Here is a 25439-nt window from a genome sequence, read left to right on the forward strand (position 1 = left end):
GTTGTTTGAAATACTAAATTTGTTTTCTGGGAATTTAGATTAAGGTCTGCGTCATACCCACAAGGTTTAACGCAGGAAATTAATAGACTAGATAACCTGATTCAGACTTAAGTCTTCCTGCGGAAGTTGACTAGAGTTTGGACAAGGTTGAGTCTGATTTTTCAGCAAATTAGCTAGTTCTTGTAACTGACTAATTGCTTCAGCTCCTTCTAATTTCATTAGTTCGCGATCGTCTCGCATCTCTGTCCATGTAATACCATAATCTGATACTAGAAAGCGAATCAGATGATTCTCTCCCAAGCTGACCATAAATGAGGCACTATTCATTTTACCTCCGCAGGTATAACAAGATGCCAAATACCCTCTATTCTCCAGCACAATTGCTAGAGCTTGCAAGTTCATTACCAGGTCTTGTACAAATTGACGATGTTGTTCTGCAAGTCTCAGAAACACTGTTATCCTCCTATCACCACACTCCTAAATTTTAGACTTTTAGTTAAGTTATTATAAAAATCTGGATATTTAGCTTTTGAACATTAAGTATATCCCTAATAATTTTTTTAGCACATCTCTCTGAGTAGCCTTGAATACCAGATACTTGATTAGGTTAACTAATAGAATTTTTGAGCAAAGTATCAAGAGCAACATCCACCTATGCCATATCTCTTTATTTTGAGAGACTTAAAAACTAAATTTAGGTTCCAAAATTAGCGATTTGAGGAACTCAAACCAGAAAATTATACAAATAATTAATCATGGTTATAAGTTAAATAGTATCAAGATGCATTAAAGACCCTTTCATTAATGGATAATGGATAATGGATAATTGATAATTACCTCAGGTTTTAACCGCTACGGAATTGAATATAAGGAATATTTTCTTTTCTTGGTCGATGGTCGGACAGCGCAGGTTTCGGAGCCATCCCACCCTTCGGGAAGCTGCGCTTTTCATGTCGGCGACAGCCGAAACGACCGCTTTTTTTCCCCTTAAAAGGGGAGGCTTCAAGGCGCGAATTATTTAATTATTAATTATTAATTATTAATTATTCGGTAAGGAAGAGTTTTGAGGGAATACAATTCAACCTAAACTTTTCTAGAGGTGAGTTGTTAATTTTTTATAGATATTAGATTGTATTGAGATTGGAAACTATTTTATAGATAAAAATCAATAAAATGTATTCGCTTATTTATTTTATTGATTGCGATAATTTCATTATTCCTAGAGTCAATTAAAATTCTACAATAGATAGAGTTTTAGAGTTTTTATGTCAGTATTCAGCTGTTAGCAGTGAGTGCTTCCCTGCCGGATGCTACCCAAACAGCAATTAGTAATGAATAATGACTTCTCAGGTTTGGGAAGGGGACGCATGGCAGTGACTTTTGATTCTTTCTCAATTTCAAAAGTTGCTTTTACCTTCCCAAAAATTAGCTGAAGTCCGCAGTTCCTCCTATGAGGAGGCTAGCTAATAGCTAACTGCTGTTTGAGCAGCATTCCGCAGGAAATGCTTATTTTTTTATACTGCTAGATTATGTTATTGAGTATTGATTTTAATAAATTGTTTTTGACATCTATCAAATTCATCATAAATCAAACTTTCACTAAAATTTATTCATAGATTTAAAATTTTTTATAACAGATTTTATTAGTATTTTTTAAAATATCAAAAGTTTGTATAAAGTTTCAATTCATTTAACTTTTATGCTACATCAATACTCATCAATGTTGTTAAATAAATACTTTGCAAAATATTTAACTCTAGGAGTACTCTGATCAATACTTGTTAATTAAAATTTAACAATTAGCTATTAAATTTCTCTAATTGTTATTTTAACTTTATAGAGAAATAATTATTCAATTTGCCACCATCCAAAAGCAGGACCAATGAATCTAACTGTTAACCAGGCAACAATGAGAAACCCAATACCAATCCATGCACCAGTTGAAGTTAACTGCATGAATTTCTGACTTTGACTTTTAGTAATTGGCAGCCAAGAAATAAACCGTGCTTCTTGGCCGTATTGTTCTCCTAATGATTCTTTACGACGCTTTGCTTCACCCATAATTATCTCAATAGTTATTTAAGTGATTTTAATTTAGATCATAACAGTGAGCCTCGACAAGAATAAGCTTTTTTTGTTAAATCTATTTAAGAAAGGAGCAAAAAAGTTAACTTTAAGAATTAGTTCTTAATCAATTGGTTAATTTAGCTACTATTCAGAATATTGCCAGAGGACCAACGTCATAATTGCAATGCAAGATAATTTATCCAAAAATACCAAAAGCAATATCTATAGAACCCCTGATCGTATCTTCATAAATACGCACGTTTTTTTAGCGAGGAGACAGGAGACAACCCACCCCTAGCCCCTCCCAGGAGGGGAAGACAGGAGACAGGAGACAACCCACCCCTAGCCCCTCCCCCTCCCAGGAGGGGAAGGGAAGAAGGAAGATGTGGGGAGAAATAATACAAAAAACACTCCTTCAGATGATTTTCGGTCAAAATTGATGCGCGAAAAGACTTGACTACCATAATTATATAGATATCATCAGGGTTCTATAGTGTTTCTGTTTGAGGGGTGAAACTATAGCACTACGTCTTTTGGTTAGGATAATAAATCTTGGTAGTCCTGCATAGTAATGGTAAGTGGAGATAAGGAACACTTAGAACAGGAGCAAGATGCTCCCACCGACTTATACCGTGACAAAAATAATTAGATACTAATACTATTGTATTCCACAAATCCGACGGCTGCCCTATCTAACTTCTAACTTCTGACTTCTGACTTCTGACTTCTGACTTAATTAAGTTAACCATGTAGTATCTAAGTAATCAATCTTGGCAAAAGGACTAAGAGCTACTAAAACTTGCTTGCCATAACTACGACGAATTACACGACTGTCCAACAAAGCAACAACACCTTGAGATTCTCTGACAGAAGCAATAGCACGTTGTAACTCCTGTAGTGCCTTTGGTAAAAGGTATAATCTAAACCAATCTAAACCCTGTTGCTTATAAAAATTTACTCGTCCAGATACTAAGGGACTTTCCAAAGATGGAAGAGGTAAAGTAGCAATTATCAATAACTTAGGTGCTTTTAATTCTCTTTGATACTTTTGCCAAAACTCCCAACCAGTAATCAAAATGCCTTGTACTCCAGGAGAATTTGTTTCTACTTGAACTCGGGAACCAAATTCAGAGGCCAAAATAGCACCCACTTGAGCTTTCAGTGGTACATCTCCAATGATAATTGCTATTAATCCATCAACAGTACTAGAACTGATATACAATAAAGTCCTAATTTCTTGAATTAATGCCTCCTGAAATTTAGGTGTATTTGGCATTGGCAAACCATTAGGCAAATATAGTTGAATCATCTCATTGTGGCGATCTGGAGAAAATTTAACGCAGGTCAAGTCCCCTAACCCCATCATCTTTCTATAGTTAGAAGCTTGGGCCTCTAAATCCAATGCTCCTCCAATAATCACTACAGGTTGTTGAGTCCATATATTATTCAGAGCTTCAGATAAATCACAAGGAGTGCAGTATAAAGAAAATGACCCTCTCTGGCGATGAATTTCTGCCCACCTTAGTTGTCCATCGCTTTGCCACCTCAACCAAAAATCATTATTCAAATGATGACGATGTAATTCCTTGTTTCTTGGGGTCAATGACAAACGTTCAATTAGATTTTGTAAAATCTGCTCCTCATCTTGTTCAATTAAGTAGCAACTGTAGGGGTTTGCTGGATGTTGGAAGAGCGATCGTGTTAAATTTATCCTAGCTTCCCGAATAAAGTCAGCTCGATCAGAGTAAACTTGCATTAGTTGATTCCAGTCAGCAGATAAAAAACTGGTAGTTAAATAATTTTGGACCCAAGTTTCTAAATCGTCTGCCCAATCTATAATTGTGGGAATACCTTGAAAAAACTGCCCATTTTCCCATTGTTTAACTAACCAAGCTTCAGGAGTTATCAGGAGTAGTCCATTAAAGTCAGAGTCTTCTAGTGGATAAGTTTGGATTGCTTTATTGGGCAGTGATGAGCTACTGTATGAATTATTTGCAAGCAACTTAGGAATTTCTACCCCAAGTAAATGTTGCTGTACTTGGTGAGGAGCAACTAATATTGTTTTTTGAGGCCACATTAAAATTGGTACTAGGTAGCTTAACTGATATTGTTGATTATGACTACCTGGCGGAGACCCTGTTTGAATCAAAGCACTACGTCCCAGTCGCAAGGCCCTCGCTACTAAACGTGCCATCGTCAAATTATGAGGCCAGTGAGGTTCATTTTGCGATCGCAGAAAATTACGCAGGGATCTATGGACTTCTACTTCGATCACAAACTTTAACCCAAATAATAAAAGCTGTTGATAAAATCAACTACCTTATCTTTAGAAGGCAAAGAAAATGTTTGCTCTTTTATATTTTGACAGTTTTTTTTACCAAAGTTTGGATTACTACTTACTACTAAACTCTGACCAGTTGAATTATTTAAAATCAACTGAGTAGGGCTGGAAAAAAAAGCAATTTTGCCTCTAACAGACTCGATAATTGTTTGAATTCGCTGATTTTTTTTGACAAGCTGTTTCATTTCTATTTCTAATTCTAATATTTTGGTATTCATTTTTTGTAAAGGAATATTTTTGACAATTTCTATCACGTTAACTTGAGCTTTTTTAGCATCAGCGAAAGGAAAAATCACAATAAATGCTAGCAGAAATAAAAGTTCATCACTATCTACTCTAAAATTCAAAATAGTTTTTCGGTAGCTAACTTCAATGCTGGGAGGGCGAGTAATAAAATTATAATTCTTGGCCAAATGATAGTAAGTTGTCGCAAGAGCTACATTACCTTTTAGGTCTAAAGGTAAATCAACAATAATTTGAACTGTTGGGGATTTTTGGTTAAAAAATCTCTTAGATTCTGCTGATGATTTAAAATAATAGACTTGGCTATGGTCTCCGTTGGGGCTAGTATCAATCCATTCACAAACAATTTCCTCAGCTTTAATATTTAATCTGGGGACTTCATAAAGTTTTGCTCCAGTCAAAATTGCCCCTGATAAATCTACTCCCACTAAATCAGCTCTAATTAAATTAGCTTCAGTTAAATCAGCATGAACTAAACTGGCATTAGTTAATTTTGTATTAGTTAAATTTGCTCCACGAAGATTTGCCCCACTCAACTTAACATTACTCAGGTTAGCATTAGTTAAGTCAGCTCCATTAAGAGTAGCCCATCTAAGATTAGCTCCATTTAGCTTGGCATTCCTGAGATTAGCCATACTTAGATCGGCCTGCCTTAATTCAGCATGGGTAAAATCAGCTCCTTGCAGATCTGCTTTTGTCAGATCAGCGCTATGTAGGTCAGCTTGTTCTAGATGAGTTCCTTGTGCTATGGCAACTCGTAGATTTACATTACTAAGATTAGCTTGGCTTAAGTTTGCTTCTGTCAGGATAGCTTCTCTCATATCAGCACCACTGAGATTAACTCGCCGAAGATTAGCTTGAGTCATATCTACCCTGATTAATTCTCCTCTAAGTAGTGTAGCTTCTACTAATTGAGCTTCAGTCAGATTCGCCTGGACTAGATTGGCCACATTTAAAGTAGCTTGGTTTAATATTGCCTTGTTGAGATTGGCACCGCTAAGGCGAGCTACATTAAGATTAGCCTTACTGAAATTTGATTCACTAAGATTTGCACCACTAAGATTAGAGACAAATAGGGCAGCATTACTGAAATTACTTTGACTTAAGTTCATCTTACTGAGGTTAACTTCTGTCAGGTTGATGGCAGTAAAATTTCTTTCCCCTTGTGCATATCTTTTAACTAATTCGTATCTTCTGAATATTTCTTCTGACATCTGTTGTTGATTAACTCAAGTTGACTAAATATTTTTTTCTACTGAATTTTAATATGATTTTTTTATATCAATTAGTTATTTGTACAAAATAAAAGTAGGTAATCTAATCAAGTTAACTGTTAGACTTGAAGCCCATATTAATTTTCTGGTTCTAGCAGTCTTAAATAATTTGTAAAAAATCCAGGAATAGAAAATAAATCTAACAGCCTTTTCCTTAATTCCAAAATATTTTATGCCAAATTAAAATTAACACTGCTACATTAATCATCAAGATACAGAAGATTTTATCTAAGTGATGTAGACCAGTAGCGGCCAAGATGGCCGACCACAAAAGTTTTATTGTTAATGTTTGTACTTCATATAATTGTAATTTGCTGTATTTATCTTGCTTTGACTTTTAAGATCAAATTTTGTGTCGAGTTTTTTTCAACTCTATCATTTTATAGTTTGCTGCAATTTAGGTGAAGTACAAAATTCAAGATTTTAGGGAATAGGGGAAAATCTTAAATCTCTTTGAGAGAAGAGGATTTTCTCTCACAAAGTTTGAGTTAATCTAGAGGCATTGTATTGTATTGTATACAAGTTTTCTATTGTACTAATGTAACAAATATTTTATTCTGGTATCAGTCCCATTAATGTAAAATAACAAACAACTCTGAAAGAATAAAACTTTTAAATTTGAGATCATCATTATTAATAATGATGTTGTATAAATAAACTAATGTTCAAAGTTATGAAAACCATCAATAAAATCCATAATTGTATTTAGAGAATATGACTCTGTTTGAGGTACTTGAATGATCGTGTCTACTTCACTATTTTTACTTACTTTTCGCTTACCAAATGTAGGATGATGATAAACATTAAAGGTTTGATTGCTTGAATTAAGCAGGGTTATTTTTGTTGGTGTCTGAAAAAACTTAATTCCGTTGCAAAACCTCAGTAATTCCTTGTCTTTATTAATTCGATTAACTTGTTTAATAGATTGGCTGAAAACCGTAGTTAACTGCTGAATTTTTTGAGCTGATACAGGAGTTAAATAGTTTATATCTTGAGAGTTAAGCATTTTCATAATATTGCTAATTTTCTCTTGTGTCTTAGCAGCATCATTAAAAGCAATAATAGCAGCATAAGCAGTAGCAAATAGTTTCTTGTCGCTGTTCATTTGAAACGAGATTATTGTTCGACAAGAGTTAATTTGTATAGAAGGTGGTTGATTGAGCTCTGGTAAATACTTACTAATTTGATAATATGTTGCGGCTAGAGCATAATGACTAGAACTATCTAAGGGAGCATCAACAATAATTTTTACTTTAGGAAGAGTCTGGTGAAAGAAACTTGTTATTTTCTCAGAATTGAGATAATGGACTTTACTTTGATCTCCATTAGCACTCAAGTCAAACCATTCACAGATTGCTGCTTCTATTTTAATTCCTAAGCGAGAAGCACCATAAATTTTTGCACCTGTTAAAGTTGCACCTGTTAAATCCGATCCAATCCAATCTACTTCAATTAAACAAGCATTTGATAAATCAGCATGAACTAAACTAGTATTTAAAAGATTAGCTTGGGACAAGTCAGATCTACTTAGGTCAGCACCACTAAGCTTGGCATCACTAAGATTAGCCCACTTCAGGTTAGCCCCAATCATAGTCGCCCAACGTAAATTAGCCCCACTTAAATCAGCTCCATTCAAGTTAGCACCAGTCAAATCAGTTTGTCTCAGTTCAGCACCACTAAGGTCAGCGCCACTAAGGTCAGCACCACTAAGGTCTACTCCTTGCAGGTTAGTTTCTATTAAATTAGCTCCTGTCATAGAAGCAAAGCGCAGGTTAGCTCCCTTTAAGTTAGCACCACTAAGATTCGTTTTTCTGAGTGTGGCTTCTACCAGACTTGCTCCACTTAAATCAGCAAAAGATAGATTAGCTTCACTTAATTCTGCCCTAATTAGCTCTGCTCTTATCAATTTAGCACCAACTAATTGAGCTTTTTTTAGATTAACTAAAACTAGATTAGCTACATTAAGATCAGCATCATTTAAGTTAGTGCCACTAAGATGAGCGCCGTTAAGTTTAGTAATATTAAGTTTAGCTTTACTGAGGTTAGCATCACTTAAATTTGCTCCACTGAGGTTAGCAACGCTGAGATTGACTCTGCTAAGATTTGCACCACTGAGATTAATACCACTAAGATTGGCCTCAAAAAGATTGAAGTCAGTAAAGTCTCTTTCACCAGCAGCATATTTTTTTTGAAGTTCTTCGATTATCATTAGGGCGGACTCTGGTATAATCCCCATTTGATTATGATTAATATAGGTATTGTCGGATTAGGTTTAATCGGTGGCTCAATTGGATTGGATTTAAGAACCCTAGGTTATCGTGTTCTTGGGGTATCTCGTCGAGAAAAAACTTGTCAAAAGGCACTCGCTCTTGGGGCTGTTGATGAGGCCAGTTTGGATCTATCTTTATTATCTATTGCTGATGTAATATTTATTTGTACTCCCATCGCTGTTATTATTCCTACTTTAGAAGAGCTGATTCCTTTTCTTTCTCCCACTACAATTTTAACCGATGTCGGTTCGGTTAAGGTACCTATTGTGGAAGCTGTTTTCCAAGTTTGGCCTAATTTTGTAGGTGGACACCCCATGGCTGGCAAAGCAGAAAATGGAATTGAAGTGGCTCAGTTGGGTTTATTTCAAAATAGACCTTATGTTATCACCCCTACGGAAAATACTCCCCTAGGGTCTATAGAGAAAGTTGAAGCAATAGCTAGGATGCTCAAGAGCAAAGTTTACTTTTGCGATCCTGATGAACATGATCGAGCTGTTGCTTGGATTTCTCATTTGCCTGTTATGGCCAGTGCTAGTTTGATTCTTGCTTGTATGAGCGAGACTAATCCTACAGTTTTCAAGTTAGCACAAGATTTGGCTAGTTCTGGCTTCCGTGACACTAGCAGGGTGGGAGGAGGTAATCCTGAATTAGGACTAATGATGGCCAAATATAATCGTTTGGAAGTGTTACGATCGCTCTATTCTTTTCGCGAACAAATTGACCAGTTTATTCAACAAATTGAACAAGAAGATTGGCATACTCTGGAAGAAAAGTTAAGCTCTACAGAGCAAAATAGAAAACTATTTTTATAGCAGAAGAAAGAAGGAAGAAGGAAAAAGGAAGAAGGAAGAAGGAAAAAGGAAAAAGGAAGAAGGAAGAAGGAAGAAGGAAGAAGGAAGAAGGAAGAAGGAAGAATCTTACTTTCTCTGAGTTTTACAGCACTTTTGAGGAAGCATGAGGTACATTGTAAGACTATTCTTGTATTTCCTGTTCCCTGTTTCCTGCTCCCTAGTGCAGGATGGTGGAAATAACTTACCAGTTACAAAATCCCAAAACAATTACAAATCAAAAATGATTGACTTTTAACTTTTAACTAACTTTTAACTTTTAACTTTTAACTTCCGCGTAGCGGCACTAGGGCAATAAAATTTTGTACCTCCAAAACTCGAAAACTGCTGTAATACCAATTCACTTTAAAGGTGTCATAAATAGTTTCACTCCTTGTAAATGTTCAATATTTTCCTGAAATTACTGTAATATTAAAGTTTTGAGCTGATAAAATCTAATTTTTAACTTTTAACTTTTAACTTTTAACTTTTGACTTCCGTGAAACAGTATTTGAGCTAATAAAATTTAACTTTTAACTTTTAACTTTTAACTTTTGACTTCCGTAAAACGGTGTACTTTCCTTTAATGAAATTCTGAATAGTAGCGGAGGTAATTAACAGTATTTTTGACAAAACCTGCTATGGGTACAGCAATTAATAAACCCAAAACTCCCCATACTTGTGCCCCCACTAATAAACTAACTAAAATCAAGACAGGATTAAGACCGGTGAAGCCTCCAAGTATTCTAGGAGCAACAAAGTTTTCAATTGCTTGTTCTATTAAAACTATCACTATTAAAACTTTTATACCTAGCCAAAAATCTTCTAAAGTTATCAATAAACTTACGAGAGTTACACCTAAAGCTGTACCAAAAGGAATTAAAGTCATTAAACCAATTCCGATGCCAAATAATAAACCAAAAGGAGCTCCTAGAACTAATAAACCTATAGTCATAGCTACACCCATTAAACAAGCTAATGTAGCCTGACCAATAAAGTAATTTTGAAAGTTTTGTCTTAATGATTTGCGTACATGAATCTCTAGGTGATTGGGCAACCAATTAAATATCCCATCCCATAAGCGATCGCCATGCAACATTAGGTAAAAAGTGATAATGATGGTGATTAAAATGTCAAAAATTCTACCTAATGTATTAACAATGAAACTAATAATGTCTCCTGTAATATCTTGCAATTGAGAAGATAAGCTTTCTGTAAATTGATTTGTCCAAAGGGTTAAATTAATCGGTAATTTCTGTTTATGTGCCCATTGGTCAAATGATTCTAATTGTTGATTTCCTGATGCGAGCCAACTAGGAAATTTTTCAATAAATCCGGTAAGTTGTTCTAATAGCAGGGGAATTAGAATAACTCCTAAAACTAATATAATTACTAATGCTATTAAGAATACTAAAATAACTGCTCTGGGGCGTTTAACTTGATGTTTCTCTAAAAAAAACACTGGGTAATCTAGCAGGAATGAGAGTAAGGTTGCAGAGACGGCTATTGTAATTATCCGACCAAAATATTGAAATATTTGGAGTAAAGCCCAACCATTTATGACAATTATTGGTAATGCTAAGAACCAAAATAATCTTTTATTTAATACATTCAGCATAATTTTTAGTTATTTCTCTTCCATAGATTAATAGATTAACTTAAAAATTATGATTTTTTGGGGAAAAGGTGTTGATATTTAGTTATCAAATCAATGATATAGCGGTTCTCATATTCATCAGGTACAGGATTTTTTTTTCCTTATTCCCTATTCCCTCAAATCGAAAACTTGTGTATCTCACCAAGGGTAATAATTGCTATACTATATACTATAAATATTGTATTTATACCAGTTTTATATGAGGTTGCATAGAATGATGAAATTCATTCATTGATCTATATTTAGGGTTTGCTGAAAGAGTCTTATGGGTAAGGGTAGGAGACAGGAAACAACCCACCCCTCGCCCCTCCACAGTCGGGGGAGGGGAAGACAGGAGACAGAAGAAATGGGAATGAGTGAGAAGGTAGGAGTAAGTAATTGTCAGAATGATTTTTCTGCTTAACTATGAGTCTAAAATACGCTCCTTTTTGAGCGTTTTAGACGTGATAACAGGCACTTTTTTTGAACCAAAAAAGGCTAAAGTATTTATATGTCAATGCTGTTAGATGTAATCAGCAAGCCCTATTTATTTACACCGATCTGCGGTCAACTATACTTGAAATATTATTCTATGCAGCTTCATTTAAAGAAGGAGAGGTCATAATTAATAATTAATAATTAATTATTAATTATTGAAATAGCTTTAGAGGTGCAGTATTTCTAGAAGGAGATCATACAACTAATTCAATAATTTGTATAAGTAAAGAACCTGGAATAATTACGCCAGAAATAATACTGAGAGGAAAAAAGCCTATATGTAGCAATAATTCATCTGCTACTTAAAATTAGTAGGGAGTGGCGCATAGCTCCCTACTTAATTAACTTAGTTAACTCTGTTGCAATTCATCTAAACGTGCTAAAACTTCTTGACTATGAATAGGCGGTCTTACTCCTAGAAAAATTTCCTCTAACATTCCATCTGGATCGATAATAAAAGTATGTCGCATTGAGAAAAAATTCATCCACGAACCGTAAGCTTTACTAACACTTCCATCCGTATCAGCTAACAATGGAAATTTCAATCCTTCAGAATCACAAAATTCTGCATGGGAGTCTATATCATCTGCACTAACACCTAAAATTTGAGCATTTCTAGAAATATATTTTGGTAAATCTTGTTGAAACCTACGCGCCTCAATAGTACAACCAGAAGTAAAATCTTTAGGATAAAAATAAAGCACTACCCACTTACCCTGATAATCAGATAAAGAAATTTCTCCATCTCCAGTATTTGTGGGTAAAGTAAATTCTGGTGCTGGTTGGTTTAACTCCGGTAATTTGCCTCCAAGTGCCCAAGTATTAGGAATAAAGTTAAACCAAGTTATCAAAGCTAAACAACTAGCTAAAAATATACTAATTAGATTCCGACGGGTGGTCATAATTTACGATGAAAACTCTACTTTATATAAGTTTACTTGAAGAAGGCAGAAGGGAAAATTTCTGATGGATAGTCTTCAAAAGGCCACTCCGTGTCTTATAACCCCAAGCAATTTTCAGCACCGCAAGTGACGGTGGGGTATTAAACCCATATTAAAGATAAATTTAGGAACAAATTTTCTATGGGGAAATTGTTCAAATCTAATATTTCGGATTTTGAGGAAAAATAGCGTTTATCAGAAAAGCAAGAAAATTTATTTTTATTATATAATAAGCAACTTGTACAAAAACTTTACCCATAAAATTAGGAAAAATGGAAGAAGATTTACCACAAATATCAAGTCCGGCAACAGTATTAATGGTTATCGACAATCAAATAGTTACTATAGAAGTTGATGGTATAAATGCACCAATAACTGGAGGTAATTTTGTTGATTTAGTAGAACGAAATTTTTATGATGGTGTTAGATTTCATCGCATCGAAAATCAACCACAATTTTCATTAGTTCAAGCAGGAGACCCTTTCAGTAGAAATCCAGATATTCCTTTGGAACTTTTAGGAAGTAGTGATTTTGTCGATCCACTAACAAATGAAACTCGATTTATTCCTTTAGAAATTCGGCCGTTAGGACTTGGGCAAGAAATTATTTACAATCAAATAGTTTCTCCTCCAGTACAACTGCCAAATGTAGTAGGTGCAATTGGAATGGCTCGTGCAACAGAGTTAAATTCTGCATCTTCTCAATTTTATATTCCCTTGAATGATTTATCATTCTTAGATGGTAGTTTTGCCATATTTGGTAATGTAATAGATGGGTTGGATGTTATAGAAGAAATAGAATTAGGCGATAGTATTACTGCTGCGAGAGTTACTCAAGGAATAGTTCCTAGTCGAGTTTCACAAATTATTACTGATACTACTCTGCTCAATAATTTTATTAATATTGTTAATCGTGCCAATATTCCATTACCTATTGATTTCTTTCAAGTTTTAACAGAAGGAGACGATATTTTTCCAATTTCCACAGAATTATCTCAAGAAGTATTTGGTGTCTTGGGATTAGAAGGAAATGATGAAATTACAGGTTCAATACTTAATGATGTAATTAATGGTAATCAAGGAGATGATAGTTTAAATGGTGGAGATAGTTCTGATTATCTTCGGGGTGGAAAAGGATTTGATTTATTATCTGGTGGTCTCGATGATGATATTCTGAATGGGAACTTAGATAATGATACTTTATTTGGTGATGGAGGAGATGATTTTTTACGCGGTGGTAAAGATAGCGATGTATTAAGTGGTGGGGAAGGAAATGATATTTTAATTGGTGATGCTGGTACGGATAATTTATTAGGTGAAGCAGGTGCAGATACTTTTATTTTGACCTTAATAGAAAATGAAGAAAATAATGCAGATATAATTGCAGATTTTAATTTTTCGGAAGGGGATAGAATAGGTATTTCGGTGCAAATTTCTTCTCTGTCTTTTACTCAAGAAGAAAATGATACAGTAATTCAATTAGAAGGTGAAACAGAGGAAGATAATATCATTCTTGGTACTGTTAATAATTCCACAGCAGAAGAAGTTAGAAGCGCCAGTTTCTTTGTCGATTTTACTACTATTTCTGTTCCTGATGCACTGCCTTTTGGAGATGCAGCTTTGAGAATTGGATAATTTAAACAATTAATAATTAATAATTAATAATTAATAATTGCCTATCCTTGAAAATGGATAGGATTGACTAATTATGAAAAATTTTTCTCTCTTGGTCGATTGGATATGGCGCAGGTTTCGGAGCCATCCCTCGACCGCTTGTTTCTCTTTGAAAGGAGAGGCTTTAAAGGTTAATTATTCCGTAAAGTAAAGTATTTGAGTTTTAACTGAAGCTATAGCAATCCTATTTAATTTGTAATATTTTGATGGTAGGGGCGAACTGTCGTTCGCTCGTACAGGAGTCAGGAATCATAATTTTAAAGGTTTTCAGTTCAAATTAACTAACTATTATAAAAATTGTTTGTTACAAGCAATTTAGGATTGCTATAAATCAGCTCTTAAACTTTGCTATGCAAGAGTGAAAAAAATCATGGAGTGTTCGAAAATAATTAAAAGAAGTTTATCCTCTTTTAAATTGACTTTTTTCATGTATTTAAGCAGTTTTGTCGCCAACAAAATTTAAGGATAGAATATAATAAAGTAGCAAATTTTGGAAAACTAAGGAACTAATTAACAAATGGACGAAGAAAAAAGTACCGCAGAATATTTAGAAGAGCTAGAATTAGCTGATTTAGAAGGCCAAGAAGTCACTGTAGAAATGGTGGTACAGAGGGTCTCCCAGGAAGAAGAAGAAGAAAATGAAGAAAATGAAGAAGAGGAAAATGAAAATGAAGAAGAGCGTGGTGAGAGAGAAAAAATTACTGTTACACTCAATTCTGCCGCTGCTCCAGTCACAGCAGCAAACTTTGTCGATCTGGTAGAGCAAAATTTCTATGATGCTCTGGCATTCCATCGGTTTGTAGATGGTTTTGTAGTTCAAGGTGGCGACCCCCAGGGAAGAGATCCTGATTTTTTGATTGAAGATTTAGGCTCAGGAAAATTTGTTAACCCCGCAACAGAGGCACCACGGGAAATACCTTTGGAAATTCAAGTTGCAGAAACAGGAGAAATTGTCTATAACGAGGTAGTTGCCGATCCAGTAGAGCTATCCCATGAAGCAGGGGTAATAGCGATGGCTCGCTCTCAAGCACTAGATACAGCTTCTTCACAATTTTACTTCTCTTTAGATAATATTGCCGATCAACTGGATGGCAGTTATGCAGTATTCGGTGAAGTGACTGAAGGTTTTGATTTTGTGCAAGAGATTCGAGAGGGCGATCGCATTCTTGTAGCTAGGGTAGTTGACGGAGATATATCTAGTAGAACTTCAGAGATAGCTACTGACTCAGATTTACTCAATGATTGGGTTAATGCGGACAATGAAGTGAAGGTATCTTATGTTCTTGCTATGGATGAAGATACTGAAAATGAAAATGATGATAGCGATGCTAATTCAGCCCCGGATGATATTGTTGAGACATCTATACTAAATAATGATACTATCCTTTCCAGTCAAATTACGCAAACTATTGATGAAGAAGTTGAAGGAGAAGAAGAGGTTGAAGGAGAAGAAGAAGGAGAAGGAGAAGAAAATTCAGACAGTGAAGATGATGATGAGGGTGATGAAATAGCTAGCGCTGTTGATGAAGATGAAGATGAAGAACCAGAAGAAACAACTGAGGTAGCTGAAAATGATGACAGTGAGAGCGTGCTGGATATAGATGTTGTTGATTCTTCTTTCACAACCACTATTGGAACAGAGAGTGATGATGTTATTGATGTTTTTGAAATAAGCGATGCTGATACTGATTCATCTTTCGCAATTATGGGTTTGGCAGGTGATGATGAAATATCTGGTGGTAATGGTACAGATATCCTGAGTGGTAATGAAGGTGATGATATAGTTAGCGGTCGTGACGGTCGAGACTTTCTGCGAGGTGGAAAAGGTGATGATGAATTAATAGGTGGCAAAGGAGGCGATATTCTAATTGGCGATCATGGTATTGATATCCTGACTGGTGGTTTGGGTGCAGATAGTTTTATTCTGCGAGCTAATATTATTGATGGCATAGAAGAAATAGACGAAGCTGACTTGATTACTGATTTTAATGTCGCAGATAACGATCAAATTATCGTGGTTGCTAATTTCATTCCTTCTGAAGGGTTAACTTATGAATTATTCGGTGATGACACAGTAATTAGACTGTCCGACAGTGGATTTATATTAGGAGTAGTTTCAGAGACTTCTATAGAAGATGTTGAAAATAACATTTTTGCAGTAAGTCCTGATGATTATGCTCTCCGTCTTGGTTAAGGGATGTTCAATAATTAATAATTAATAATTAATAATTAATAATTAATAATTAACAAATACATCTCCTTGAAAACGGATAGGATTGACGCGGAGCGTGAAAATTTTTTCTTCTTTCTCCTTTAAAGGAGAGGCTTTAAACCTGAATTATTCGGTAAGATTAAAAGGGTTATTTAGTTCGCTAGACAATTTTTACAAAATATTACATAAAAGTTGTACTAGCGAATTTTATATTATTATATTGATTTTGGATAAAGTTTCTTTTTTATAGCAAAAGGGGAGTAGGGGAGCGGGGGAGTAGGGAAAATAGAAAGATTTACTGTTTAAGCAAGAGGATAAGTTTTTTCATTACTAATTTGACTTCTGACTTGGGGACTTCTGACTTCGTTAAGCTGTTTTCTACCTTCATAGGTTCAAAAAGATGTAATTTAAATTCAATCAAAATAACGAGATATGATGAAATTTTTAGCCGCTATTACCTTAGCCATTTCTTTAATTTATTTTAGTTTATCCATACCAGTCATAGCAGCTAATTCTGAAGATATTAATCATCTACTACAAGATAATTGGTGCGTATCATTTTTATGGAAACAGTGCGATTTAAGTGAGATAGATTTACATGAAACTAATCTAAGTAATGCGAATCTTTCGGGAGCTAATTTAACTGGTGCAAATTTCCAGGGTGCAGATTTGAATGGTGTTAACTTTTCGGGAGCTAATTTAACAGGAGCTAATTTAACAGGAGCTAATTTATACAGAGCAGATATTAATAGAGCTAATTTAACAAATTCAAACTTAAGTAACACTCGTTTGTTGGAAGCTGACCTAACTTTAGCAGATTTAAGTAATGCCAATTTAGTTAATGCTAATTTGTTAGAAGCAAGACTCTGGGGAGCAAATCTAGAAAAGGCTAATTTAAGTAATGCTAGTCTCCGTGGTACTAACTTGGAATATGCTAATCTTGCTGATACTAATTTGAATGGAACAGATTTTCATAGTTTCTATTTCCGGGGTTATAAACAAGAAACTAATTTAAGTAATGCTAATTTGGAAGGTGCAATTATTACTGATGTAGATTTAAATGGAGTAATTATGAGAGGAACAATTATGCCTGATGGTTCAATTAATGATTAGTTAAGTAGTAGTCATTTTAGTTATCGGTTCTCATAATTCAGGAGGGATTTTTTTTGATTGTACTATTAAGCAAACATAAGACAAAGTTTATTGTGATAAATCTTAATTTATAGGGATTCTCATATTAATGAGATACAGTATTTTTTTCCTTTTGTTTATTCCCTATTCCAGTGTTCCTTAAAATCAAAAACTTTTATCTATTTGAGAAATTATATATAACTAATTAGGGATAGGTTTTTTGCCAAACTTACCCCTACAATAACTTGATTAAACTTGATTTAATTTACTAAGGCTATTTTGTTATCTTGACTGGAATACAATCATGATAATCAGTACAGTTTCTCATTTCTAAATTACCATAATTATCCCATTCAACATAAAAATTATCAGGTTTATAGTCAGGGTTTATCTTATTACTACCAGGATAAGTAGGTCTACTACCCTGAAGAGTATAACCATTAGTATCTGGAACCATATTCATTTGTTGTTCGGCATAAACTTTTCTACCATTAGGTCCAGTGACATTGACAATCATAGTTCCAAAATTTCCATCCATTCTTAAACGTCCCCTGTGTAACCACCCATTTACTCTCCATTGCAAATTCCACACTCCATTCATCCCTTCGTTCATTAGACCTGGACTTACACTTTTTGACTGTCTTGGTTCTGCAAAAGCAACTTTCGTGGGAATTATAGTTGCAAATGACAAAGAAGTAGCAGTTAAAGCAACCAAACTGAGACTAATAATTTTGTTGAGGTTAGTTTGAGTATTCATCTAAAGTTCTCTAGGAATTAATTGGGTTATTTATTTCTGTTTGATAGTTCTAAGATGAGACAGTAAATTCCGGGTAAAAATTATAAACCGTTCCTAATTGGGTGATTTTTACCTCTTCCTTATGGTTAAGGTGATTCAAAGAAATATATAAAACTATAGGAGTGGTATTGATGAAGCTTACCGAATAATTAGTAATTAAATAATTCTATAGCAATATGATTTTAGTTGTGAGATATTGGAAACTTTTAGGCAATAGCTCCGGAAGGTAACAGGCAACAGAGAAGAAGAAAAAAACGTATCATATGAATGTAATAATTGCTATATTCTATACTTTTAAGGAATACTTTAATTCTCACAACTGATTCCTGATTGCTATAGTTTAAAGCTTCCCCTTTTAAGAGGAAAAAAGAAATAATATGTCCTTATATTCAATTCCGTAACGGTTAAAATCCAAGGTAATTATCAATTATCCATTATCAATTATCAATTAATGAATTATCTTGACTTTTTTAGTGGTGCAGGTGGTTGGGGTTGTGGATTACAAATGCTTGGATTAAAACATTTAGGTTCCTATGATATAAATGAATCAGCTTGTCGCACAGCTAGAGCTAATTTAGGTAATCAAATCTTTTGCCTAGATTTAACTAAATTTAATCCAGATAAAAACTTACTTAATCCTGACTTAATAGTAGGTAGTCCTCCATGTCAAGGTTTTAGTAATGAGGGTTATAAAAAAGAAAAAGACCCTCGAAATAGTCTAGTTTGGACGTTTTTTAATCTTGTAGAAATGCTTTCTCCTCAAGTGTGGATATTTGAAAATGTACCTGGTTTTAAACGACTATATAATGGTGTTTATTATCAAGCTCTTAAAAGTCGCCTTAATTCAATGTCTTATTACTGGAATTCATGTTTAATTGATGCAAGTCATTATGGAGTACCACAAAAACGTCAAAGATTTTTTGTAATAGGAGCAAAAGAATTTAAACCGGAAAAACCAAAGGCAACTCATTCAGAATTTGGTGAGGTTTTAGGTACAGAAAAAGCAATTACTATTTGGCAAGCAATATCCGATCTAGCTCAAGTAGGAATTGGGGAAAAAGTAGGGATTTTTGATTATGATAAATTGCCTGAATTTGCATATCAAGTTTGGGCGAGAGAAGGGAGTAAAAATGTAGAAAACCACACTACTCAAAATCATAGTCAAAGAGTTTTAGAAAAAATTAGTTCTGTTCCTATGGGAGAAGGAATGAAAGTATTTATAGACAAATATGAAGAGAATAAAGTAACTTATTGTGGAGGATATAGAAGAGCAAAAAAGGATCTACCTTCTTATACTGCTTATTGGACAAGAGGAATGACTTCTATTCATCCTGAAGAGAATAGATTTTTATCGCCTAGAGAATGTGCTCGTATTCAATCATTTCCCGATCGCTTTATATTTAAGGGTACGACAATTGAGAACTACACACAAATTTGCAATGCTGTACCGCCACTTCTAGCAAAAGCATTTGGTTCCTACATAATTAAAGTTTTCACAGCAGAAGAAATTAATCCTATTCCTTGGCATTTTTTGAGTAGTAATAATCATCAAAACTACAGAGGGAAAGTTGATAGCAAAAGTGAGGATAATAATTTTCCAATTCAGTTAAAGTTACCATTTTGAATTAGACATCTCCACCAAATGAGGGAATAGGAAATACTCATTGATTTTAGACAAATATTTTGATGATTTTTCCTTCTTCCTTCTTCTTTATTCCTACATAATTAAAGTTTTAACAGTATAAGAAATTAATCCTATTCCTTGGCATTTTTTGAGTATTAATAATCATCAAAACTATAGAGTGAAAGTTGATAGCAAAAGTGAGGATAATAATTTTCCAATTCAGTTAAAATTACCATTTTAAATTAGACATCTCCACTAAATGAGGGAATAGGAAATACTCATTGATTTTAGACAAATATCTTGATGTTTTTTTCTTCTTCCTTCTTGCTTCTTCAGTCAAGAGGGAATAGGAAATACTCATTGATTTTAGACAAATATCTTGATGATTTTTCCTTCTTCCTTCTTGCTTCTTCAGTCAAGAGGGAATAGGAAATACTCATTGATTTTAGATAAATATCTTGATGATTTTTCCTTCTTCCTTCTTGCTTCTTCCTTCTTGCTTCTTCAGTCAAGAGGGAATAGGAAATACTCATTGATTTTAGACAAATATCTTGATGATTTTTCCTTCTTCCTTCTTGCTTCTTCAGTAAAGAGGGAATAGGAAATATTCATTGATTTTAGATAAATATCTTGATAATTTTTCCTTCTTGCTTCTTGCTTCTTGCTTCTTCGTTCTTGCTTATTCAGTAAAGAGGAAATAGGAAATACTCATTCATTTCAGACAAGTATCTTGATAATTTTTCCTTCTTCCCTCTTCCTTCTTCCTTTTAAATCAAATTAGGACATTTCAAATTCACCATTCCCAGTCGCACATGGGAACCATCTTTGAGAATAGCTTCTAAGGAAATTTTCACCTCTGGTGCAAATTCAATTACTTCTAATTCTCCCCAAAAACCACAATATTTAGCCTCTGGAATTTCTGGATGAATTTGACCTACATCTGGACGATGTAAATTAGCAGGAACTTCTCTGATGACTTTGCCTGCTACAATTAATTCTACTGTTACTGGAGGAGATGTTTTTCCTACTACCCATCCACCTATACAAATAGAACTAATATCTTTTTCTACTCCTGGTTTGGGTACATCAATTGAACAACCAACTATTTCTGGATCTTTTTCATATAAAGAAATACCAACTTCGACATTTGTTTTAATCCTTAAACTGAAGTCTTCTTGTTGTCGAGTTAGATGAGGGTTATAACAAGGATCTTCATCTATTAAATATTTCCACCTTTGCTTCATTTTCTGAATTTCTTGTTGGAAACGTAATTGTTTTTCTCCTGTATTTTCTACTCCCCTACTTTTCGATTCATGGTGATACAAAACAGCGTGAGGTACATAAATATTTCGATAACCTTTATCTAGCATTTTTAAACATAAATCTACGTCGTTAAATGCTACGGCTAATTCTTCATCAAACCCACCCATTTCTTCAAATACTTCTCGCCGACACATTAAACAAGCGGCAGTTACGGCGGAATAATTATTCACAGAAATAATTTGACCATTATATCCAGTATCAGTGGGAGAAAAACCACGATGGCTATGGTCTGCTATACTCCTCATTCCTAATACTACTCCGGCGTGTTGAATTGTATTGTCTGGGTATAATAATAAAGCACCGACTGCTCCTATTTTTTCTCTTTGTGCTTGTTCGACCATTGCTTCTAACCAGTCAGGAGTTTTTACTTCTGTGTCATTATTTAAGAATAGTAAATAATCTCCTTCTGCTTTTTCTGCGGCAAAGTTATTGAGCTTGGAAAAATTGAAAGGAATATCATATTCATAACATTTGAAACGTTGTGGTTCTTGATTTTTCCACCCTTTGATAATATCTTTTGTTTTTGATTCGTCGCTGCCATTGTCAATCAATATTACTTCGTAATTTGGGTAGGTTGTTTTGCTAAAGATTGACTCTAGACATCTATCTAAAATTTCTCCTAAGTTTCTGGTGGGAATGATAATACTGACTAGCTTTTTCTCTGAAATTTGATAACGAATTTGATAGAAACCAGGATGTTGAGTGAGGTTATAAATTGTTCCTTTTTCTCCTCTTCTTTCTAATGCTTCTGCTAATGCTTTTTTGCCTGTTTCTGCTGAAATTTTCTGATTTATTGCTACTCCATTTTCAGAAATTTTGTTGTGATAAAGTATTTTGGGAATGTGGAATATTTTTTGACTTGTTTCGCTTAAGCGCAGAATTAAATCATATTCATAACTATTTTCATATCCTGCTCGAAAACCGTTCAATTTTTCTAGTAATTCTCGGCGATATATACACAAATGACCAGTGTACATTCGAGATAAAAATGAGTCTGAACACCAATCTGGTTTAAAGTATGGTTGAGTTAATTTCCCTTCTTTTGTTAATTTATCTTCGTCTGAATAAACCATATCTGCTTCTGGATGTTTATTCAGAAATAGCGCCATTTCATAAAGAGCATCTGGGGTTAAAATATCGTCAGAATTTAAGAGGGTAACAAAATCTCCTGTTGCTAATGCTAAGGCAGTATTTAAATTTATGGCAATATCTCCACTTTCGTCTTTCAAGACTAATTTTACTCTGTTATCTGTTTCTAGATTTTGTGGAAGTTTATCGGCAATATAACAAATTTCCCAGTTTGGATAAACTTGATTTATAACTGATTCAATTGTCTCTTGAAACTCTAGAAATGCTGTTTTTTCTGGCAAGATAATACTAATTAATGGTTGATATCGAAAGGTGTCTAAATTTTCCGACATCTTCTTTAGTTTTTCTGAGCTGGGTAAGTTTTCTTTTAGCCATAATTGATAGGTATCTTCTTTTTCAATGACAGGAGAAGTCGAGGGAGAAATAGCAATATTTGTTTGTTCCTTATTTTCTATTTCCTGCTCCCTTTTCAAAAGAGTGAAATTTGCCTGTTGCCTGTTGCCTGTTGCCTGTTGCCTATTACTTGTTCCTTGTTCCTTTAAAGTCTTTTTTTTTGGTAATATCTTTTCTAATTCTGCCTGAATTTCAGGGTCATCTGGATTAATTTGTAAACCTAACTGATAAAAGGCGATCGCTCCATGAGTTTTTCCTTTTTTTACTAATGTATTACCTAGTTGTAAATAAAGTTTGTGGTCTTCTGGTTTGATTTCTAATGCTTTATGATAAAGCTGTTCATTTTCAGGGTTATTTTCTATGGCTTTTTCGTACCATTTTATGGCTTCATCTAAATCTAATTGAGCGCGTTTTTTCAGGGCATCTCCTAATTTTTGATAAGCTTCTGGTAGGTCTGCTTTTAATTCTATGGCGCGACGATATGGGTCTATTGCTTCTTGCCAATTTCCTGCTGACCACAAAGCTTTTCCTAAGTTAATATAAGACCAAGAAAAGTCAGGATTTAATTCTATTGCTTTACGATAAGGTTCAACAGCTTCTGACCATTTTTCTAGTTTTAATAGACAGTCTCCTAAGTTATTATGAGACCAAGAAAAGTCAGGATTTAATTCTATTGCTCGACGATAAGGTTCAACAGCTTCTGACCATTTTTCTAATTTCTTGAGAGCTTCTCCTAAGCTATTGTGATACCAAGAATTATCTGATTTTATTTCACTTGCTTTTTTATATACTTTGGCAGCTTCTGACCATTTTTCCTGTTGTGAGAAAATTTCTCCTAATTTTCCATAGGGAATATCAAATTCTGGATAATTTTCTGTTGCTTGACTGTAAGCTTTGATTGCCTCTTCTATTTTTCCTTGTTCTTGAAAAACTTCTCCATATCTATAATAAATTCCTCCAATTTTTTGCTTGACTTCTATTTTATTTGGTTCTAGCTGTTTGGCTTTTTGATAATTTTGTAAAGCTGACTCTAGCTGTCCTTGATTTAATAAAGCATCTGCTAATTTTTCGTAAGGTTCTACATTATTTGGATTTGCAGATATGACTCTTTGATAACAAGCAACTGCTTCTCCCCACTGACCGTTTTGAATTAAAATTTCTCCTAATTTATAACTAGCTTCTACTAACTGTGGCTTTAACTGAATTGCCCCTTGATAACAAGCGATCGCCTGTTCTAATTGACCATTTTCATTCAGACTATTTCCGGTAAATAAAAATTCTTCTGCTGTGGCTTTTCCTGGTTCTAGTCTTAATACTTGAAACAAATATTCTGCTGCTGCTGCTGACTGATTAAGTTGGGTATAAATTTTCGCTAAATTACGATATGCTCCAGCAAATTCTGGTTTAATTGCAATTGCTCTTCGATAATATTGTATTGCTTTTTCCCACTGTTGTTGTTGAGCAAATATAGTTCCTATATTTGCATGTACTTCTACAAAATCTGGTTTAATTTCTAATGCTTTTTTGTACGAATCTAATGCTGCTGGTAATTTCCCCATAGCTTGTAAAGAATTACCAATTATTTTATAAGCTTTGGGTTCTGGTTTAATTGAAATAATTTTCTGACTCACAGTAATAGCTTGTTGCCATTTTTTCTGATTCACATAAGTCTCTGCCACCATCATATAAGTTTCTATATCTTCAGTATTAATCGCAGTTGTTAGTTGAGGTGGAATATTATCTGTCTGTTCTGCCGCAGTCAGGGTATCATTAGCATTTTCTTGATGATTATTTAAACTGCCAACTAAAGTATCTTCTGGCTCTAATTCTTTACCAGAAATTAAATCATATTCACTCGCTTTAATATCTGTTGAAGTTCCTACTTTTGTATTGGTATTAGTTGGTCTAAGTTCGATAGCTCTGCGAAAACAAACTGTAGCTTCATCTAGATTCCCTTGCTCCTTTAAAGCAGCTCCTAAATTTTGATAAGCTTCTGCTGAATTAGCATTTAATTTAATAGCAATTCGATAACAAGATATTGCCTCATTTAAACTACCCTGTTGCTGTAGATTTTTACCTAAGTTAAGAATTTCTTCTAGGGTGGCTTTTTCAGGTTCTAGAGAAAATGCTTTGTACTGACAATATGTAGCCGATTTTTCATTGCCTAAACATAACCATACTTTAGTCATATTGCGATAAACTCCAGCAAAATCTGGCTTCAAATTTACAGCTTTTTGATAATAGGATATTGCCTCTTGCCATTTTTGCTGCATGGCGTATAAACTGCCGAGATTAGCATATACTTCCGGCCAATCTGATTTAATTTCTAACGCTTTTTTATAGTAATTTTCTGCAGCTTCTAATTTTCCTTTTGCTTGCCAAACATTACCTAAAGTTTTGTAAGCTGGAGCATAATTTTCTTCTATTTTTATAGCTAATTCACAGGAAGCGATCGCCTCATCTAATTTTTTTTCGGCTACATAAGCTTCTGCTTTTTGGTGAAATTTTTCTGCTGGGCTTTCTGGAGGATTTGTTGATGCCATTGTCTCTCTTTTTTTTACTACTATTAATTAAGTTAATTTTCGGTTTGATTCAAAATTTAATTGAAAAGCGGGCAATAGTTTCTATTTCCTATTCCTTTATTTTTTACCCTCATTACTTCAGTTATCAGTTATCAGTTATCAGTTATCAGTACCTCCTGTAATACCAGTTTAAAAAAAGAATGCTATGGAAAAGTACATCTCGAACAGATATGCTTAAAAATAGTTGCTCCAGTTTATTTTAGATAGTTATATCTATTATTTTTCCCTTTTTTTCAATATTTGGCGTTGGTGAAAAGAGGTATGATATCATGTCCGGTAGCATCGGTATTGTATAGCTAAGGTAAGGAAGAAGCAAGAAGGAAGAGGGAAGAAGTAGGAATGCTTAAGAGCAAGAAAAAAACTTAAATTTCCAGATATTCACTCTTGGGTTTACACAAACGCGCCCCAACGGACATGATATGATATCTGTTTGGATAAGAGCGCAATAGAACTCAGTTCCGCTTACGCGACTAAAAAACTTTCTCCTTATACTCGGGGTTTCTTCTTCTTTCTTCCCTC

16 protein-coding genes are annotated in these 25439 nt (G+C 34.2%); 6 read left to right on the forward strand and 10 right to left on the reverse strand.

Features of this window, described 5'->3' with window-relative positions; genetic code table 11:
* Positions 1-87: 87 nt before the first annotated feature.
* The 5 genes from F6K15_RS00590 to F6K15_RS00610 all read right to left on the reverse strand — a co-directional run bounded on the left by F6K15_RS00590 (position 88) and on the right by F6K15_RS00610 (position 8134).
* The gene (locus tag F6K15_RS00590; RefSeq protein WP_293055768.1) at positions 88-453 is read right to left on the reverse strand and encodes a DUF1815 family protein; all 366 of its coding nucleotides are present in this window, start codon (positions 451-453) and stop codon (positions 88-90) included.
* A gap of 1395 nt (positions 454-1848) precedes the next feature.
* A complete protein-coding gene (locus F6K15_RS00595) occupies positions 1849-2061 on the reverse strand; it encodes a DUF2839 domain-containing protein (RefSeq protein WP_202220845.1) in 213 nt (70 codons plus the stop codon).
* Between the two features lie 742 nt (positions 2062-2803).
* Positions 2804-4342 carry a helicase C-terminal domain-containing protein gene (locus tag F6K15_RS00600; RefSeq protein ID WP_293055779.1) on the reverse strand — a complete coding sequence of 513 codons (1539 nt, stop codon included), beginning with the start codon at positions 4340-4342 and terminating at the stop codon, positions 2804-2806.
* 5 nt (positions 4343-4347) lie between these two features.
* A complete protein-coding gene (locus tag F6K15_RS00605) occupies positions 4348-5865 on the reverse strand; it encodes a pentapeptide repeat-containing protein (RefSeq protein WP_293055782.1) in 1518 nt (505 codons plus the stop codon).
* A gap of 718 nt (positions 5866-6583) precedes the next feature.
* Positions 6584-8134 (reverse strand): pentapeptide repeat-containing protein, encoded by a 1551-nt coding sequence (locus F6K15_RS00610; protein WP_293056133.1) that lies wholly within the window; start codon positions 8132-8134, stop codon positions 6584-6586.
* A 36-nt stretch (positions 8135-8170) separates the two neighbouring features.
* On the opposite strand from F6K15_RS00610, the gene F6K15_RS00615 reads away from it, so the two are divergent.
* On the forward strand, positions 8171-9007 hold the full coding sequence (locus F6K15_RS00615; RefSeq protein ID WP_293056135.1) for a prephenate/arogenate dehydrogenase: 837 nt from the start codon (positions 8171-8173) through the stop codon (positions 9005-9007).
* Positions 9008-9605: 598 nt separating this feature from the next.
* Here F6K15_RS00615 and F6K15_RS00620 read toward each other — a convergent pair.
* A complete protein-coding gene (locus tag F6K15_RS00620) occupies positions 9606-10640 on the reverse strand; it encodes an AI-2E family transporter (protein ID WP_293055784.1) in 1035 nt (344 codons plus the stop codon).
* 304 nt (positions 10641-10944) lie between these two features.
* On the opposite strand from F6K15_RS00620, the gene F6K15_RS00625 reads away from it, so the two are divergent.
* Positions 10945-11082: a hypothetical protein gene (locus F6K15_RS00625; RefSeq protein ID WP_293055787.1), complete on the forward strand. Its 138-nt coding sequence runs from the start codon at positions 10945-10947 to the stop codon at positions 11080-11082.
* 424 nt (positions 11083-11506) lie between these two features.
* Here the strand turns inward: F6K15_RS00625 and F6K15_RS00630 are convergent, their stop codons facing one another.
* The gene (locus F6K15_RS00630) at positions 11507-12058 is read right to left on the reverse strand and encodes a peroxiredoxin (protein WP_293055790.1); all 552 of its coding nucleotides are present in this window, start codon (positions 12056-12058) and stop codon (positions 11507-11509) included.
* A 311-nt stretch (positions 12059-12369) separates the two neighbouring features.
* Here F6K15_RS00630 and F6K15_RS00635 point away from each other — a divergent pair, with 311 nt between their 5' ends.
* The 3 genes from F6K15_RS00635 (at position 12370) to F6K15_RS00645 (ending at position 17095) form a co-directional block, all read left to right on the forward strand.
* Positions 12370-13731, forward strand: coding sequence for a peptidylprolyl isomerase (locus tag F6K15_RS00635; RefSeq protein ID WP_293055793.1), 1362 nt, complete (start codon positions 12370-12372; stop codon positions 13729-13731).
* 556 nt (positions 13732-14287) lie between these two features.
* The gene (locus F6K15_RS00640) at positions 14288-15964 is read left to right on the forward strand and encodes a peptidylprolyl isomerase (protein ID WP_293055795.1); all 1677 of its coding nucleotides are present in this window, start codon (positions 14288-14290) and stop codon (positions 15962-15964) included.
* 450 nt (positions 15965-16414) lie between these two features.
* The gene (locus F6K15_RS00645) at positions 16415-17095 is read left to right on the forward strand and encodes a pentapeptide repeat-containing protein (protein WP_293055798.1); all 681 of its coding nucleotides are present in this window, start codon (positions 16415-16417) and stop codon (positions 17093-17095) included.
* A gap of 292 nt (positions 17096-17387) precedes the next feature.
* Here the strand turns inward: F6K15_RS00645 and F6K15_RS00650 are convergent, their stop codons facing one another.
* Positions 17388-17870, reverse strand: a complete 483-nt coding sequence (locus F6K15_RS00650) for a hypothetical protein (protein WP_293055801.1) — start codon at positions 17868-17870, stop codon at positions 17388-17390.
* A 490-nt stretch (positions 17871-18360) separates the two neighbouring features.
* Here F6K15_RS00650 and F6K15_RS00655 point away from each other — a divergent pair, with 490 nt between their 5' ends.
* Positions 18361-19533, forward strand: coding sequence for a DNA cytosine methyltransferase (locus F6K15_RS00655; protein ID WP_293055804.1), 1173 nt, complete (start codon positions 18361-18363; stop codon positions 19531-19533).
* Between the two features lie 332 nt (positions 19534-19865).
* On the opposite strand, the gene F6K15_RS00660 is transcribed toward F6K15_RS00655, so the two are convergent.
* Both F6K15_RS00660 and F6K15_RS00665 read right to left on the reverse strand, forming a co-directional pair.
* Positions 19866-20066 carry a hypothetical protein gene (locus tag F6K15_RS00660; RefSeq protein ID WP_293055807.1) on the reverse strand — a complete coding sequence of 67 codons (201 nt, stop codon included), beginning with the start codon at positions 20064-20066 and terminating at the stop codon, positions 19866-19868.
* A 234-nt stretch (positions 20067-20300) separates the two neighbouring features.
* Positions 20301-24881, reverse strand: a complete 4581-nt coding sequence (locus tag F6K15_RS00665) for a tetratricopeptide repeat protein (RefSeq protein ID WP_293055810.1) — start codon at positions 24879-24881, stop codon at positions 20301-20303.
* Between the last annotated feature and the right edge of the window lie 558 nt (positions 24882-25439).

The organism is Okeania sp. SIO2B3, from assembly GCF_010672525.1.
Lineage (GTDB): Bacteria > Cyanobacteriota > Cyanobacteriia > Cyanobacteriales > Microcoleaceae > Okeania.